This is a genomic window from Mycobacterium sp., assembly GCF_035314665.1.
GTDB lineage: Bacteria > Actinomycetota > Actinomycetes > Mycobacteriales > Mycobacteriaceae > Mycobacterium.
This window is the reverse complement of sequence record NZ_DATFZD010000447.1, coordinates 1-14889: the sequence shown is the minus strand read 5'-3', so window position 1 is coordinate 14889 and position 14889 is coordinate 1. Positions and strand designations below refer to the sequence as shown.

General features: G+C 63.6%; 15 protein-coding genes. 5 read left to right on the top strand and 10 right to left on the bottom strand.

Annotation, left to right across the window (positions count from 1 at the left end):
• Window positions 1-29: 29 nt before the first annotated feature.
• A complete protein-coding gene (locus VKI00_RS32615; protein WP_324447441.1) occupies window positions 30-638 on the bottom strand; it encodes a helix-turn-helix domain-containing protein in 609 nt (202 codons plus the stop codon).
• A 244-nt stretch (window positions 639-882) separates the two neighbouring features.
• Between VKI00_RS32615 and VKI00_RS32610 the strand changes: the two genes are divergently transcribed.
• Window positions 883-1668 carry a spirocyclase AveC family protein gene (locus VKI00_RS32610; protein ID WP_324447423.1) on the top strand — a complete coding sequence of 262 codons (786 nt, stop codon included), beginning with the start codon at window positions 883-885 and terminating at the stop codon, window positions 1666-1668.
• Window positions 1669-1686: 18 nt separating this feature from the next.
• Here VKI00_RS32610 and VKI00_RS32605 read toward each other — a convergent pair whose 3' ends face one another.
• Together VKI00_RS32605 and VKI00_RS32600 are read right to left on the bottom strand one after the other, a co-directional pair.
• Window positions 1687-2769: a dihydrodipicolinate reductase gene (locus tag VKI00_RS32605; protein WP_324447422.1), complete on the bottom strand. Its 1083-nt coding sequence runs from the start codon at window positions 2767-2769 to the stop codon at window positions 1687-1689.
• Between the two features lie 12 nt (window positions 2770-2781).
• The gene (locus VKI00_RS32600; RefSeq protein WP_324447421.1) at window positions 2782-3759 is read right to left on the bottom strand and encodes an LLM class flavin-dependent oxidoreductase; all 978 of its coding nucleotides are present in this window, start codon (window positions 3757-3759) and stop codon (window positions 2782-2784) included.
• A 176-nt stretch (window positions 3760-3935) separates the two neighbouring features.
• Between VKI00_RS32600 and VKI00_RS32595 the strand changes: the two genes are divergently transcribed.
• Window positions 3936-5039, top strand: coding sequence for a dihydrodipicolinate reductase (locus VKI00_RS32595; protein ID WP_324447420.1), 1104 nt, complete (start codon window positions 3936-3938; stop codon window positions 5037-5039).
• 3 nt (window positions 5040-5042) lie between these two features.
• Here VKI00_RS32595 and VKI00_RS32590 read toward each other — a convergent pair whose 3' ends face one another.
• Window positions 5043-5444, bottom strand: coding sequence for a hypothetical protein (locus VKI00_RS32590; RefSeq protein ID WP_324447419.1), 402 nt, complete (start codon window positions 5442-5444; stop codon window positions 5043-5045).
• 196 nt (window positions 5445-5640) lie between these two features.
• On the opposite strand from VKI00_RS32590, the gene VKI00_RS32585 reads away from it, so the two are divergent.
• The 3 genes from VKI00_RS32585 (at window position 5641) to VKI00_RS32575 (ending at window position 7671) form a co-directional block, all read left to right on the top strand.
• Window positions 5641-6378 (top strand): hypothetical protein, encoded by a 738-nt coding sequence (locus tag VKI00_RS32585; protein ID WP_324447418.1) that lies wholly within the window; start codon window positions 5641-5643, stop codon window positions 6376-6378.
• Window positions 6375-7010, top strand: coding sequence for a hypothetical protein (locus tag VKI00_RS32580; protein ID WP_324447417.1), 636 nt, complete (start codon window positions 6375-6377; stop codon window positions 7008-7010). Before VKI00_RS32585 ends, VKI00_RS32580 begins: the two co-directional genes overlap by 4 nt.
• Window positions 7011-7143: 133 nt before the next feature.
• The gene (locus tag VKI00_RS32575) at window positions 7144-7671 is read left to right on the top strand and encodes a hypothetical protein (protein WP_324447416.1); all 528 of its coding nucleotides are present in this window, start codon (window positions 7144-7146) and stop codon (window positions 7669-7671) included.
• A 16-nt stretch (window positions 7672-7687) separates the two neighbouring features.
• On the opposite strand, the gene VKI00_RS32570 is transcribed toward VKI00_RS32575, so the two are convergent.
• From VKI00_RS32570 to VKI00_RS32545, 6 genes are all read right to left on the bottom strand, one after another.
• Window positions 7688-9421 (bottom strand): MCE family protein, encoded by a 1734-nt coding sequence (locus VKI00_RS32570; RefSeq protein ID WP_324447415.1) that lies wholly within the window; start codon window positions 9419-9421, stop codon window positions 7688-7690.
• A complete protein-coding gene (locus VKI00_RS32565) occupies window positions 9422-10813 on the bottom strand; it encodes an MCE family protein (RefSeq protein ID WP_414687356.1) in 1392 nt (463 codons plus the stop codon).
• Window positions 10810-12228 (bottom strand): MCE family protein, encoded by a 1419-nt coding sequence (locus VKI00_RS32560; protein ID WP_414687355.1) that lies wholly within the window; start codon window positions 12226-12228, stop codon window positions 10810-10812. The genes VKI00_RS32565 and VKI00_RS32560 overlap by 4 nt, the downstream gene beginning before the upstream one ends.
• The gene (locus VKI00_RS32555; RefSeq protein ID WP_324447413.1) at window positions 12225-13343 is read right to left on the bottom strand and encodes an MCE family protein; all 1119 of its coding nucleotides are present in this window, start codon (window positions 13341-13343) and stop codon (window positions 12225-12227) included. The genes VKI00_RS32560 and VKI00_RS32555 overlap by 4 nt, the downstream gene beginning before the upstream one ends.
• Window positions 13343-14371 (bottom strand): MCE family protein, encoded by a 1029-nt coding sequence (locus VKI00_RS32550; RefSeq protein ID WP_324447412.1) that lies wholly within the window; start codon window positions 14369-14371, stop codon window positions 13343-13345. The genes VKI00_RS32555 and VKI00_RS32550 overlap by 1 nt, the downstream gene beginning before the upstream one ends.
• The coding region (locus VKI00_RS32545) for an MCE family protein (RefSeq protein WP_324447411.1) at window positions 14368-14889 on the bottom strand (522 nt) is incomplete at its 5' end. The genes VKI00_RS32545 and VKI00_RS32550, both read right to left, overlap by 4 nt.

Sequence of the window (14889 nt, the reverse complement as noted above, 5' to 3'; positions counted from 1 at the left end):
CGGGTCCCTTCCAGTACAGCGTTGGATGTTCAGTCGTTGCGGTGCAGGAAGCCATGCAGAATCGCCTGGATGAGCTCCTCAACGATCACCTCCCTCGACGGCGACTTGGTGCCGAAGTAGGTGGATCGCAGCGCAGCCATGCCGGCGATCATCGCGACCGTTGAGTGCGCCGGCAGATCGGGATGGTCCGACCGCAGGCCGCGTAAGTTCATGCCCTCGGCGCTGATTCGGCCGAGAAGCCGCAGCGCCCGTCTGACGTCGGCGATCCCGGTGTCAGCCAATTCCTCTTCGCTGAGCGCCTCCGAAGCCATCAGCGTCAACAGCAGACCTTGGTGCTTCACGAACACGTCATAGAGCTGCCCGACGAAATGCCCGGCCAGGTCCTGTTCGTCGGTCTCGTCGGGGATGACCGACTGCCAGGTGCGGCCGAATTCGTCGACGAAGCTGGTGAACGGCAGGACGAGGGCCTCGCGGAACAGCGCCGCCTTCGAACCGAAGTGCCGGAACAGCAGGTGTTCGGTAACGCCGGCGGCCGCAGCGATTTCCCGTGTGGTGGTGCTGCGGTAGTCCTGGCGGGCGAACAGCGTTCGGGCGGCGTCGAGCAAGAGTCGGCGTGGCTCCCCGCGGGGCCGGCGCATCGCGGTGACCGGCACGTCTGGCGTGCTCTGCTTGGCGGCTGATCGCTGGGGCACGAAACTCAGGATAGTATGTGCTATCCAATTAGGATAGTATCCACTACCCAAAGGGTCGAGGTCGTCTCGAAAGGGTGGTCGACGTGGGCGCTCTGATCATGCTTGGCACCCTGTTCGGACTGATCGTGCTGATCTTCGGGCTGGTGCTGCGTTTCGACCCCGAAGTGCGTCCGAGTCAAGGGCGCGACCAGTGAGCGCCCAGATGACGCCCGTGATGCAGGCGGCCAGCGACTTCGCGCTGGTCGGTGGCATTGCGTTCACCGCCTTTGGCGTGTACCTGAGCGTTCGCCAGCGCCGCGTGCACCCGCTCCTGCTGCTCTGCATCTCGGCGATCTCGTTCTCGTGGATCGAGGCGCCCTACGACTGGGCGATGTACGCGCAGTTCCCGCCCGCTATCCCCCGCATGCCGTCGTGTTGGCCGCTGAACATGACGTGGGGTGGATTGCCCTTGTTCGTTCCCGTCGGCTACATCTCCTACTTCGTGCTTCCCGCCGTCACGGGCGCGGCGCTCGGGCGATGGTTGAGCGCAAAGACCGGTTGGCGCAGGCCCACAACACTATTGATCGTCGGCCTCGTCGTCGGCTTCTGCTGGGCGCTGTTCTTCAACGGGTTCCTGGGAGCCAAGCTCGGCGTCTTCTACTACGGTCGCGTGATTCCCGGGCTGGCGATTCGTGAGGGGACCATACACCAGTACCCGCTCTACGACTCCCTCGCGATGGGCATCCAGATGATGGTCTTCACCTATCTTCTGGGTCGCACCGACGCGCAAGGGCGAAATGTCATCGAGATGTGGGCCGACAAGCGGGCGAAGACTCGACGTCAAGCCTCAATCCTGTCCGTCGTCGCGATCGTCGTCATCGGGAATCTGCTCTACAGCGCGGTTTTCGCGCCCCACCTCGTGACAAAGCTGGGCGGCTGGGTGACCGCGGAACCGACGGGCCAATTGTTCCCTGGCGTGCCGAACCAACCCAAGTAGGCGCTCGGAGTGAATCGCTCAGTCAAAAGCATGACGCGGCAGCGTCATTGGGATGTCCAGCGAGCTGAGCAGGCCCGGTGGCGCTTCGACGACGTACGGGATCGCGTTGCCGACACGCATGGCCGTGGACGTCATGGCGGCCCGGCCCGCACCGTGACCTTCGGCCTCGCCGAGCGTCAGCTCGCAGTGGATGTCGGGATCGCCGACGACGTCGACGCGGTAGGTCGCGTCGGACCCCGAGTGCGGCCAGTCGGGCGCGACGTCGCGCGCCATCCGGATGACGTGCTCGATCACGATGGCCTCCCGGCCGTTGACAACCCCCGCGGCGCGGGTCCGCACCGCACTACAGGTACCGGCCGCGATGGTGCCGAATGCCACCTCGATGTCACGATCGGACAGTTGCCGATCGAGAGAACCCCGTACCTCGTCGACCTCGACGCCGAGACCGTTCGCCATCAGGTATATCGGTGCTTTCCAGGCTATTTCGATGAATCCCGGAGTCTTGAGCATCGGCTCGAAGTCGAGCGGCCGACCGAAGCCCATTCCGTCCATCATCACGTCGGCGACGGGATAGTGGTCGTTCAGCGCAACCTCGCTGGCCGTGATGCTGCGGATGTTTTTCGACTGGGTGGTCAGCAGCAGCGCGAGCTGATCGGAGGCGAAACCGGGGAAGATACCCGATGCATAGAACGACGCGCCGCCCCCTTTGGCGGCTGCGTCGAGCTGGTTGTACCAATCCGGCGCGAAGTACGCCGGGGGGTAGACCAGGCTTGTCGACGACGTCGACACGACATTGACGCCAGCCGCCAGCAGCCGCAGGTAGTCACGCACCGCGGCGGCATCGCGCTCCGGACCACTGGCGGAATAGACGACGCAATCGGGCGCGAGCGCGATAAGCGCATCGGCGTCGTTGGTGGCCTTGAGGCCGATCGGCCCACCACCGGCCAACTCGCCGGCATCCTTGCCGACCTTGTTCGGCGAATGCACCCATACGCCAACCAATTTCATGTCCGGGCGGCGTCTGATCGCATCGATGACCGCGGTGCCAACCCCTCCCGTGGACCATGCAACGACGCGGGCGTGCTTAGGCAAAGCGGACATCCAGCTTCTCCTTCAGTCGGCCTGCGCCCGCGCGCTTGCGGCGCCGGCGAGTTCGAGGTATCGCCACGCCACATCGGGCGGGATGCCACCGCACAGCGGGTGCAGCGGCAGGGGCCGCCCACCGCGGATGTAGTCGGCTGCCTCGTCGGGCGTGAATATCCGGTACGGGCCCTGCACCTCCCGCAAAGCCGCCACGTTGTCAGCGCGGGTAATGCTGGTCACCGAGTCGTCGTGGGGCCGATACGACGCCGCCGTCACCGCGTCGTGCACCAGGTGCGGCCCCAGTACCTCCCATGCCTCGTCAACATCGTCAGCGACGAAAGCCGCTGTCGGAGTGCCTGGTACCGGGAACTGAACGCTGCCAGGCTCATGCCCAGCGCGGCGGCACTCCGATTCGTAGAACTCCCTCAGACCCGCGGAGTCGGTCTGCGAGATGAAGCCGAGACCATGGGTGGCAGCCCGGCGAGCGGCGGCTTTGCTGCCGCCCGCGATCATCATCGGCGGTCCGTCGCCGGACATGCAGGGCGGAGTGACACGAACCTGCCGGCCCCGATACTCGACAACCTCGCCGTGCAGCAAATCGTCAAGTACGTCCAGGATCTCGTCGGCAACCCTGCCGCGTGTGGCCATGCTCACACCGAAGTGTTCGTACTCCTCGCTGCGATGACCGATCCCGAAGGCATACATCACCCGGCCCTTGCTGATCAGATCGAGGACGGCCATTTCTTCGGCAAGGCGCACTGGCTCGCACAGCGGAATCGGCACCGCGGCAAGCAGAATCATCAACTGTTTGGTTCTTGCGGCGATTGCCGAAGCCAAGATCAGCGGACTGGGAAGATGGCCGTCGTCGGCCCCGTGGTGTTCGGAGAGCACAGCGACGATCGCTCCGCGCGTCTCCGCCCACGCACACATGTCAACGGCTGCGGCGTACAGGTCGGCAGCCGGGGCGCCACAGGCTGGCGCGCGCATGTCGAACCTGAGCGTGAACATCGGTCCTGCCTCCCACGGTGTTCGGGGCGCCCTCAACCTAACATTTGTTCGCCGTTTTCTTTAGCTGCGGTTTTCGCTGTGATTATTCGTGGCGCCGCTTCAACCGCCGCGGCCACACCCCGCGCAGTGTGGAGCAAAGATTAGGTACTCATGACACCTTTCGAGAGAGGATCGACATGGCAAAAAATCCACTACGTGTGGTGGTCTGGGCGACGGGCGGCATCGGATCGATCGCCATCCACGCCATTCGGCGACGGGCCGACATCGAGCTCGTCGGCGTGTGGGTGCACTCAGAGGAAAAAGTCGGAAAGGACGCCGGCGAGCTGGCCAACGGCGAACCGATCGGGCTCACCGCCACCAATGACACCGACGCGTTGATCGGCCTCAAGCCCGACTGCGTCATTTATGCGGCCAGCGGTCCTGAACGTGATGCACTGGCCATCCCCGACTACGTCAAGCTTCTCGAGGCCGGCATCAACGTCGTCACGACAAGCACCACGCGGCTGGTCAATCCGCACGCGTACGAACCCGCGGAGTGGCGAGACCAACTCGTCGCGGCGGCGAAGCAGGGCAAGGTGTCGCTGTACGCGTCGGGAATTGAGCCGGGATTCGCTGCCGACTATTTGCCTTTGGTGCTGTCAACACAGTCGTCATCGATCGAGAAGATTCACGCGTTCGAGATCGGGTTGTACGACGACTACGGAGTTCCCGACATCATGAGCGATGCGCTGGGCTTCGGTCGGCCCCTCGACTATCAACCATGGATCAGCTTTCCGGGCGCGATCGCCGGCGAATGGCAGGGGCAGATCCGGTTGGTCGCCGATGCGCTCGGGGTGGAAGTCCAAGAAGTGCGCGAGAGTTTCGATCGCGCGGTAACGAACCGGACGTTGAAAGTCGCGATGGGCACCGTGGAGGCGGGCACGTGCGGCGCAATACGCATGCAGGCGATCGGCGTGGTGGACGGCCGCGAGGCCATCGTCATCGAACACGTCACCCGGCTGGCCCACGACGTCGCACCCGATTGGCCCACCGGCATCGGCGATCTGTCCTATCGGATCGTGATCACGGGTGATCCCGACATTGAATGCACGCTGGCGGCGACCCTCAAGGATCCGCGCCGGGCCGGAGTCGCGGGGATGACCTCTGGGGCGGGCGCGATGGTCGCCACCGCGATGCGAGTTCTCAACGCCGTGCCTTATGTGGTCGCCGCAGAACCTGGATTGCTGAGTTCGGTGGACCTGCCGTTGACAATCCCGCGCAATGCATTTGTCACGCAATGAGATTTATGTGTCGCCCCGCGTCCAGAACGTCTTGTCTGCCTGCGCTATGCAGACCAGAAACAGCCCATCGGGCGACTGCGCAACGTAGTTGAGCCACAGCTTGCAGTCGGAGTTTTCTTCCTTGATTCCCGCCATCGGAGGTGACCGGAACCATCTGGGCTGATATCTGCGGGGTGAGCCACAAAACATCAAGCGCCCCGGCTGCGAGGAAAAAGAAGTGTAATAGTCTGTGACACCGAACACGTAGTAAGTGGTGTTGTCACAGGGTGCGCCGAGGACCATGTGCGGGGCGATGCCTGGGGTACAGTCCGGATAGTCGCAAACAGTCGGACCGGCGGCAGCAGTCGGCGGCATCAACACGCCGACTCCAATCAGCGCGGCAACCGCTGCCACGATGAAACGCACCGCAATAGTTTTGCATAGGCGATAAGAAAATTCTCTTGTTCGGAGAAGGTCGCGTTCGGCCAGCAAAGTGATGCCCGTTGCGCGTCCGCATAGCCCCTCCGGCCAGCGAATTTGGGGTGATAATGTGATTCTCCGTGCGCGGTTGGTTGTTAGCAGTAGGTCGCGGCGCGGTCGCGCCGGCGATAGCCCGGGCCCAGTGACGGACTCCGACGCCAACCCATCGACTACCGAAGCTCCAGCTTCGTTAGCGGAAGCGGAAGAAGAGCTCTCTCGGGCGGAGGCGCGCGCCGAGGCAGCTCGTGCCCGCGCGGTGGAACTGCGCCGACAGGCCGAGGCAGGTTCCGGCGACAAGTCCGAGACGATCGACGACTCGGACGCAGAAGATGCCGCGGCCGAGACCGTGCCGGCTTCCACGCGATCGAGGCGTTGGTGGCCAAGTTGGCTCCGTCGCCCCGGACGGAAAGCGGTGGGTATCGCCACCGCGGCGGTGCTCATCTCTGCCTCGCTCGTGGCGACCGCTTACATGGCATGGCAGCACTTCACACTCGTGCGTCAGCACAGGCACGCCGCGGAGTTCGCCACGGCGGCGCGGCACGGCGTCGAGATGATGATGTCGATTGATCCCGACCACGCAAAGGAAAATGTGCAGCGCAGCATTGACGCGTCGACGGGCGCGCTTAAGAGCCAGCTGGAAGCGACGTCCACCTACATGGTTAAAAGCGCGCAGGATGCGAAGGTCACCACCATGGCCACCGTGGAAGACGTCGCAGTGGAGTCGATGACCGACAATTCGGCAGTCGTGCTGGTAGTCGCAAAATCCGACACCACCAACCCCGATAAATCGAAACGGCCACCGGTCTTCTGGCGGCTCAGTGTCAATATCGATCGGGACCGCGGTCAGCTCAAGATGTCGAAACTCGATTTCGTCCAATGACTTCCGAGCACGACTCGCCGTCCGATGGTGCCGAGACCGCACTTGAGGACCCAGAATCGCCGACTGACAGCACGGCGACTCCTTCACCCGGCGACGCGCGTCCCAGCAGAATGGCCGCAATCAGTCCGGTGACCGACCGGTTTCTGACAAACTGGCGTTCAATTCTCTTGGCGGTCTCGGTAATTGCAGCGGTGGGGCTTGCAGCCGGTGTGTTCTTTTTTCAGTACCGTCCGGATCGACAGATCGATGACGCTGCGGCCCAGCGAGCGATCCGGGCGGCTTCAGACGGTGCTGTGGCGGTGTTGTCGTACTCCTCCGACAGCCTGGACCGTGACTTCGCCAACGCGAAGGCAGACCTCACCGGCGACTTTCTGATCTATTACAACAAGTTCACTCAGGAAATCGTCGCGCCGGCGGTGCGAGGGAAGCACCTAACCCAGACGGCCGCCGTGGTTCGGGCGGCCGTATCAGAACTGCACCCGGACTCAGCCGTCGTGCTGGTGTTCCTCAACGAGACCACCACTACTGCTGAGGACAAGGCACAACCGCTGGCAACCCCCAGCAGCGTGCGAATAACGCTCGCGAAGGTCAACGGTTCCTGGCTGATCTCGAAGTTGGATCCATTCGGATGACCGTATCCGGCATTCGTTCGAACCCTTACCCGGCCGATAGCGCCGGTGCTATTCTCATCGCACGAGAACGCCGCTACCGGTGTCGTCAAAGTCGCATGGGCATCGTCGGTTAATGCCCGTCGAGGAGCACACGATGCGTTCAGCTGGAACGATCACCACCGCGATACTGTTGGCTGCCAACGTATTCAGCATTTTGGGTCCGGTATCCACGGCCCGAGCAACAACGAAGGACGACGTCGCGATCAACGGCACGTACCGCGCGACGTCAAACGGCAATTGGGCCAAGCTCAATGATCAGTACAACTACGAGCCGACAGTCGTCGCCACATGGAAGATCAGCTCGTCGTGCACCAATTTTCAGGAATGCACCGGCACGCTGAACAGCGACCAGGGCTGGAGCGCGCCAATCTATATGGTCGACGGGCTCATGTGGTACGTCAAACGCGATGTGCCGAACTGGGAGCGGTGCCAAGACGGCACCGCTTTCACCGGGCAGCAGACCTACTATTTCTATCCAGTTGATCCCGCGGGTAGTGGTGAATTCCAGATCGGGTCGCCGGTACTTGCCGGGAAGGACAAGACGATCGGCCCGAGCGGAGCCTGCGGGCAAAACCAGTGGCTTGGTATCGAACTGCCGCTGCGGCTGGACAAGATTGGCTGACTAGCCAGTAGGACCTTTAAGTCGGAAATAAGTCCTGCCACTTCTTGGGCGCGGTCGAGGTTGCCAGATCCGACTGCTGGTACAACTTCCCGTCCGGAGCGACATAACGACCGGTACGCGGATCGTACGGGGCAACCGCGACCGACGGCGCAGGTCGAGATGCCTTGGCCCCGAACGAGCTTGGATGCGCCTGCGGCTGTGCACCATTGACCGTGTCGGGTGGTGGCGGACCCACCGGCGGTGAGGGCGCCGCGGCCGGCGGCGGGGCAGGCGCGCCCTGAGCGGGGACGTCGAGTGGCGCTATCGGCGGAAAGTCCGCGGCCTGTGTCGACATGTTGGCCGAGAGCGACGACGGCGCCGGCGGTGCAGCTGCGCCCAGCGTGCCGGGTGGTGGATTCGCTCCCCGCGGCCCGGCGGGTGCTCCCCGCGGGAACGCCCCTGGCGGCAGCGGTGTTCCCTCGACCGGGCCGAAGATTCGTCGGTCGGCGGTGACCCGGTCGTCGGGCGGTATGCCCTGGGCGAGCAAGTTTGGATCCAACGGGGAAGGGCCGAGGACATGCTGGCGCATCGCCAGCGGCATGAACGGCTTGTCGCTGTTGCAGATTTCGACGGTGGGCGCGCGCTTTCCGGGGTGTCCCATGCAGGGATAGTTGCGGGCGCCGCGAACCGACAGCGGTGAATCCTGCGGCAGTTTGCAGTACAACCCGTCCGGCGTGTCGACGTCGCCGGTGTCGGACGGGGATCGCCATTGGCTTTGTGGCATGAAGCCGACCGTGCAAATGGGCGGATCGTCGACCGTGAGTGCGAAGTCGCCCCTGGACCAACCGTCGGGATGGTTCATCGAGGCTGCCGTTTGTATGTAGCCAACCGATGGCGGCAGCAGCACCAGCAGCTGCTCCAACGAGGGGTGGTAAGTGACGGCGATCTGCCCGATGGTGGTCAGGTTGGCAAGCAACACCGGCAGCGTCGGTTTGATTTGCTCGAAGAGCCGCGATGCCTCATCCGCGGCGCCGGGACCGTTTTGCAGCAATGTGCGAACCCGGGAATCGTCGGTCGCCACCACGTCGGAGATCCCGGCCAGGCTACGCGCCCAGGTGCGAACGGAGTCGGCGGTCTTCGCCTGCGAGTCCAGCAGCGGCCCAGTGTCTTCGGTGAGGGTTCGCGTGCGGTCGACAACGCTGTTGGCGTCGGCGGAGATTCGCGAGGTCGAGTCGGACAACGATCCCAGATCGTATCCGGCCCCGTTGAAGGCTTGGAAAGACTCGTCGAGTAATTGGCCGATTTTATTTTTGGGAAGGCTTTTGATCAAGGCGTTCACCTGATCGAGCATCGGTCCGACCGCTTGCGGAATCGTGGTGTCGCCCATCGCAATAACCGAGCCGTTGTGCAGATACGGCGCCGAATCGGTTCGTGGCCGCAAGTCCACATACTGCTCGCCCACCGCGGAGACGCTCAGCACATCCGCTTGCAGGTTCGCCGGGATCTTGGGCGAGGTGCCAAGCGACAGCGTCGCTTTGGCGCCGTTCGCCGTGAGCGCCACCGCAGTGACCTTGCCGATCTGCACTCCGCGGTAGGTCACGTTGGAGAACCGGTACAGGCCACCGGTGGCCGGCAGCTCGAGGGTGACAGTCATGCGACCGATGCCGAGCAGGGTCGGCGCCTGGATGTAGAAGAGGACCATCGCGATCACACCGATAATCCCGACGATCGCGAAGATCGCCAGCTGGATCCGGACGAAGCGCGTCAGCATCTATCCGCCCCCCTCTGCCGGCGGGATCCCCGGTGGCGGAGCAGGATTCGGCCCGGCCGGCACCGGGGCTGGCGGCGCAGCCGCGGGCCCCGGTAAGGAACCAAACCCCGGGGGTGGAGCAGCGGGTCCCGGTAGCGGCCCCGGCGGCGGAGCAGCGGGTCCCGGCAGCGGCCCGGGCGGCGGAGCAGCGGGTCCCGGTAGCGGAGCGCTGAACTGGAGATTCGGCTGAGCATATGGCGGCTGCGGCGGGCCGGGTAGCGGCGGTGCCACGGGACCAGGCGGCTGTGCGGCACCGGCGCGCAATGGATCATATGTGTAATTCAGGTAATACGGTTCCCCGGGCGCGGGTATCAACTGTTCCTCTAGTTGTCCCCAGTGCGTCCCAAGCAGCAGTGAGCTCTTGAGCTTGGGAATAGTCAGGTCCAACTGGACATGCAGGTTGAAGTAGTCACCTCGAACGGCTCGGTCGACGAAGTTCTGGGTGAACGGGAAGACCGTCGACCCCGCGATCGCCGTGTCAAGCCCCGGTCCGACGTCGGAGAGCGCGCGGATTGTCGGCTCCAGGTTTTTCAGATTCTTGACCAAGTCGGCCTGGGTATCGTTGATCAGCCCGGTGGCGGTGTTGCTGAACACACGCAGGTGGTCCAAGGCGGCCGTCAGCCGCGGCCGCTCCTTGATCAGCACCTCGAGCGCGGGCGGCACCTTGCGCAGCGCCTCGGTCAGAACGTCGCGCTGTCCTGCGAATGTCTCGGCAAGCCGGTTCAGCGCCTGGATCGACGTAACGATGTTGTCCCGCTGCTGGTCGAGTGTCCCCACGAAAGTGTCGAGCCGATTAAGCAAATCGCGAACAGCTCCCTCGCGCCCGGACAGCGCGGCGCTGAAATTGTGGATGATCTCCCCGATCTGCCCCAGCCCGCCCCCGTTGACGACCAGCGACAGCGACGACAGGGTTTGCTCCGTCGAGGGATAGGTCGACGACCGATTCAGCGGTATGGTGGCGCCCGGGCGCAGCCGTCCGGTACCGGGTTGGCCGAGCGGCGGGTTGAGCTCGACATGCATGGATCCCAGCAGGCTGGTCTGTGCGACGCTGGCCACCGCGTTGGCGGGGATGACGACATCGCGCTTCACCGAGATCTCGACGTCGGCGTGCCAGTCTTTCACCGTCATCGGGCCGACACTGCCGACCACGACGTCGTCCATCATCACCGGCGAATTCGACTCCATCGTCAGGACGTTCGCCAGCTCGACGTGATAGATGTCGGCGCCCGCTCCGCGCCCCACCGCGCCGGGCAAAGGTAGCGAGTTGAGGCCGTGGAAGGCGCACCCGGTGGCGGTCAGCGCCACGCAGGAGCCGATGGCGAGTACCCGCCGTGCCAGCATCCGCGCGGTCATGGGTGTGGTCCTTCCGCCGGCAGCAGCGGTGGCGGGGGCGCTGGTGTCGACGGCGGCGGCGGCAGCGGCATCGCCGCGCCCGGTATCCGCGCCGGCGGCACCGCGCCCGGCGGTCCTACGGGATCTCCCGGCAGCCCCGTGTAGGCCGACACCGCGGGCGGGATCTCGGGCGGTCCGGGCTTCGGACCCTCGCCGCCAGGTGCCAGGCGCGGTTCGCTGTAGACAACGTTGGCCGGGTCCATCGACTTCTGAATGAATGGATCGATGGGGAACGGCACACTATTGTAGTTGAGCAGCCGCAACCCGGGGCCGATGAACAGGGCGCACAGCTTGCCCGATTCGGTCGCAGTGACGTTCTCGATGGCTTCGGTCATCCCGCAGCCGGGCACCGGTAGCCCCGCGGGGGAAATGAGCGCACCGGTCTGCGTGGGATTGGCGAAGTCCATGACCCCGAACCCGCCCACGATAGTTCCGGTGTCGGCGTTGTAGTCGTCGAAGAAGTTGCCGAGCGCGTTCGGCGCGCCGTGCAAGATGTTCTCCAGAGCCATGTGCTGGTCGACGATGGGCTGGATGGCATCGCCCAATCGGGCAATCTGTTCACTTGTCTGGTCGCGGGTTTCGGCGATGAATCGCTGCACTTCACCAACCGCCGTCGACAGATCGGTTAGCGCCGCGTCTAGGTCGGATTTGCTGTCGTTGACCACGCTGGTGAGCGTGGCCAGCCGGTCGTTGAACTGCACGATCTGGACGTTGCTGTCGCGCAGTGCCGTGACGAAGGTCTGCAGATTCTTGATGATGTCGACGATGTTGCCGCTGCCATTGGCGAGGATGCGTCCCACCCCTGACAGTTGAGCGAGTGTTTGCCGCAGCTTGTCGCCATTGCCCTGTAGTGCATTGGCGGCGCTGTCGACGAACCGCGCGATCGACGGCGTCGACACCTTGCTGTTGGGACCCAAATCCGTTGCCAGCCGCATTAATTGGGTTTTGACCTCGTCCCACTCGATGGGCACGGCCGTGCGTTGCACCGGTATCACCGCCCCGTCCGCCATGACCGGGCCGCTAGTCCGGTAGGCGGGAGTGAGTTGGACGTAGCGGGCAGCCACCAAATTCTGGGTGACGATGACCGCTTTCGCGTCCGCCGGAATCGGCACGCCGTGGTCGACCTTGAGGGTCATCTTGGCCTGCGTGCCCGCGGGCTGGATGGCCTTGATCGTGCCGACCTTGACACCGGAGACCCGCACCTGATCGCCCGGGTAAATCGCGGTGGCGGTGGTGAAGTAGGCGGTTATCGTTCGTGGACCAAAGAACACATCACGCACAATCAGTGCGGTCCCGGCGACAATGAGCCCGGCCAGGACGGCCGCCGCGATGGCCGTGAGCCTGGTACGCGGGATCCGAGGCATCCGGGAGATCATTGTGATCCTCCGATTCGTCCGCCCAACGTACAGCCAGGGCACGGTGGAATACCGTTGTATGGGTACTGATTCAGCGCCCGCGGTACCGGTGACGGGAAGCCCGGACCGCGCGCGGTGTCGAAGGTGCGGAATCCCCAGAGGTAATCCATGAACGGTTGCCAGAGTTGCGGGATATTGAAGTTCGGCACGAACGCCGAGTAGGCGTACATGCTGGAGATAGCCTCACCCACCGTGATCTCAAACTTCGCGAGGCCGGGCAGTGCTTTGTTGATGTTGTCGCGGTTCTTTTCCAGCATCGCGGTCACCGAATTCAGCTTCTCCAGCGTGGGCGCCAATTTGCTTTCGTTGTCGTGCACCAATCCGGACAGCTGCTTGGCCACCGTCGAGGTGTTTGCCAAAAGGGAGACGATCTCTTGTCGGCGCGTCACCAAGACCTGAAGCAGATCGTCGGAGTTGAGGATGAGCTTGTTGACCTGTTGGCTGCGTTCGGACAGGATTCCGGTGACATCGCTCGCGCTCTTGAACAGCTCGCCCAGGGATTGGTTGCGGCTGTTCAGGCTTCGCGATAACCGGGTGACCGCGTCGAAAGTGGGCCCCAACTGTGGGGCGATCTGGTTGAGCGTTGCCGACAGCGTGTCGAGTGACTGGTTCAAGGTCGCGGTGTTTGTATCGCCGGCGTACGAGGTGAAGTCGCTGACCGCGTCGGTCAGCGAGTACGGCGAGGAGGTGCGGGATATCGGGATGACGTCCAGCGGATGCATCATTCCGCTGCCGGCCGACTCCAGGGTCAGCACCCGCTCGCCCAGCAGTGTTCCGGTGCGGATGTGCGCGGTGGTGTCCGTTCCGAGTGGAACGTTGCCTTTCATCGTGAACGTGACCAGTGCATCGCCGTTGCGCAACGACACGTTCGACACCGTGCCGACTTTGATTCCCGACACCGTCACCGCGTTGCCCGGGGCAAGGCCGCCGGCTTCGGAAAACAACGCCTGGTACCGGACGGCCGTGGCCAACGACACAATCCGATCGGGCGACAGACCCACCAGGATGAGCAGCACGATCAAGACGGCGCCGATGAAGCCCGCCTTAATTAGCCCGGTTCCGCGGTATTGCAACATCAGGGTTCCTGACACCTCTTTGCTTCGGACCTAAACCAGGGGGACACCACTGTCTTGCCCGAAAGGTCCGTACCACGCAGCGTTATCGCACAGAGGTAGTACGGGATGGTGGCACCGAATACGCCGAGTCGGACCAGCTTGCGGTAGTTCTTTGGCGCCTTCTGAAGCGCGGCGTCGAGGCGGTCTTTGTCCTGATCGAGATTAGGGGCCAGCCGACTGAGCTGCTCGATGGTGCCGGACAGCGGTGGCCTGGCGTTGGCCAGCAGATCGGCCAGCGAGGCGGTTCCCTTGCTCAACGCGTCGATAGCGGGGGCGATGGTGTCACGGTCGTCAGACAGTCCGGTGACCAGCCGCTGGAGGCGATCGATTGCGCCGGAGAACTTGCCGCCGTCCTTGTCGAGGGTGGCCACCACGGTGTTCAGGTTTTCGATCAGTTGCTGGATCGTTTGGTCGTTGTCGCCCAAAGCATTCGAGAACGATGTCGTCTTGGAGAATAGCGACTGAAGAGTGCCGCCCTCGCCCTGGAATACCTGCAGCAACGCTGACGAGAGCGCATTGACATCTTGCGGATTCAAGCCCTGAACAACGGGTTTCAGTCCGCCGAGCAGCAGGTCGAGGTCAAGTGCCGGCGCGGTGCGGGCCACCGGAATCTGACCTCCGGCCGGCAGCCGCCTGGTCGAGCCCGGCCCGTCGACGAGGTCGAGATAACGGTCACCGACCAGGTTGAGATAGCGAACTGCCGCCTTGGTGCCGTCGGTGAGCACGACGCTGCGGTCGGCGTCGAATTTCACCACAACCTTTTTGTCCGGCTGCAGCGAGATACCGTTGACGGTGCCCACCCGGATGCCGGCGACCCGCACCGAATCTCCGGTCTTCAGTCGTGACGCATCGTTGAAGACCGCCGAATACCCGGTTACCGCACCGGTGCGGTACTGGCCGAAGATGAAGAACAGAAACGCGGTCAGCACCGCCATCACGACGGCAAAGACACCGAACTTGATGAGCGTCGCGCGGATTGAGCCCCTCATCCGGGGTTTCCGACCTGAGCGGAGTTGCGCGGCGGGCCGGTAATCGGCCCATACAACAACTGTTTGAGCAGATCGGAGTTGATCAGCAGCTGCGGGTTCCCGTACGCCACTGGGTTGGCACCAGTATCTGCGACGAGAAGCTTCGCGTTGGCGTTGAAGGCACGATTCGGAAGGTCCAGGCATTGCGGGCCGCCCGTGGCCGCGACCTTGGGCAGGTTAGTCGGATACCGATAACGTTCGGCCCCAAACGTTAAACCCGCGATTATATTGATGCTCGGTTCCGACAACGGCGGAAACTTCCCATCCTGGGCGAGACCCGCGAAACCGCACCACAGCGCTTTGTTGTACTCGTTGGTCAGATTGGTGGTCGGCACCAGCAGATGGAAGACATCCGTCAAACCCTTCCGGTTGGCGGACAGGACGTCATTGCCGACGTCGGCCAACCCGATCGCGCTAACCAGCAGCGCGTCGAGGTTGTGTTGCTCGTCGACGATCGACTTGCTGATCTTCACCGAGTT

Excerpts from the sequence above, each read along its gene's own strand:
- VKI00_RS32575 (WP_324447416.1), top strand. The coding sequence starts at position 7,144 with ATGCGTTCAGCTGGAACGATCACCACCGCGATACTGTTGGCTGCCAAC.
- VKI00_RS32555 (WP_324447413.1), bottom strand. The coding sequence starts at position 13,343 with ATGTTGCAATACCGCGGAACCGGGCTAATTAAGGCGGGCTTCATCGGC.
- VKI00_RS32615 (WP_324447441.1), bottom strand. The coding sequence starts at position 638 with ATGCGCCGGCCCCGCGGGGAGCCACGCCGACTCTTGCTCGACGCCGCC.
- VKI00_RS32565 (WP_414687356.1), bottom strand. The coding sequence starts at position 10,813 with ATGACCGCGCGGATGCTGGCACGGCGGGTACTCGCCATCGGCTCCTGC.
- VKI00_RS32570 (WP_324447415.1), bottom strand. The coding sequence starts at position 9,421 with ATGCTGACGCGCTTCGTCCGGATCCAGCTGGCGATCTTCGCGATCGTC.
- VKI00_RS32560 (WP_414687355.1), bottom strand. The coding sequence starts at position 12,228 with ATGATCTCCCGGATGCCTCGGATCCCGCGTACCAGGCTCACGGCCATC.
- VKI00_RS32600 (WP_324447421.1), bottom strand. The coding sequence starts at position 3,759 with ATGTTCACGCTCAGGTTCGACATGCGCGCGCCAGCCTGTGGCGCCCCG.
- VKI00_RS32595 (WP_324447420.1), top strand. The coding sequence starts at position 3,936 with ATGGCAAAAAATCCACTACGTGTGGTGGTCTGGGCGACGGGCGGCATC.
- VKI00_RS32605 (WP_324447422.1), bottom strand. The coding sequence starts at position 2,769 with ATGTCCGCTTTGCCTAAGCACGCCCGCGTCGTTGCATGGTCCACGGGA.
- VKI00_RS32550 (WP_324447412.1), bottom strand. The coding sequence starts at position 14,371 with ATGAGGGGCTCAATCCGCGCGACGCTCATCAAGTTCGGTGTCTTTGCC.
- VKI00_RS32580 (WP_324447417.1), top strand. The coding sequence starts at position 6,375 with ATGACTTCCGAGCACGACTCGCCGTCCGATGGTGCCGAGACCGCACTT.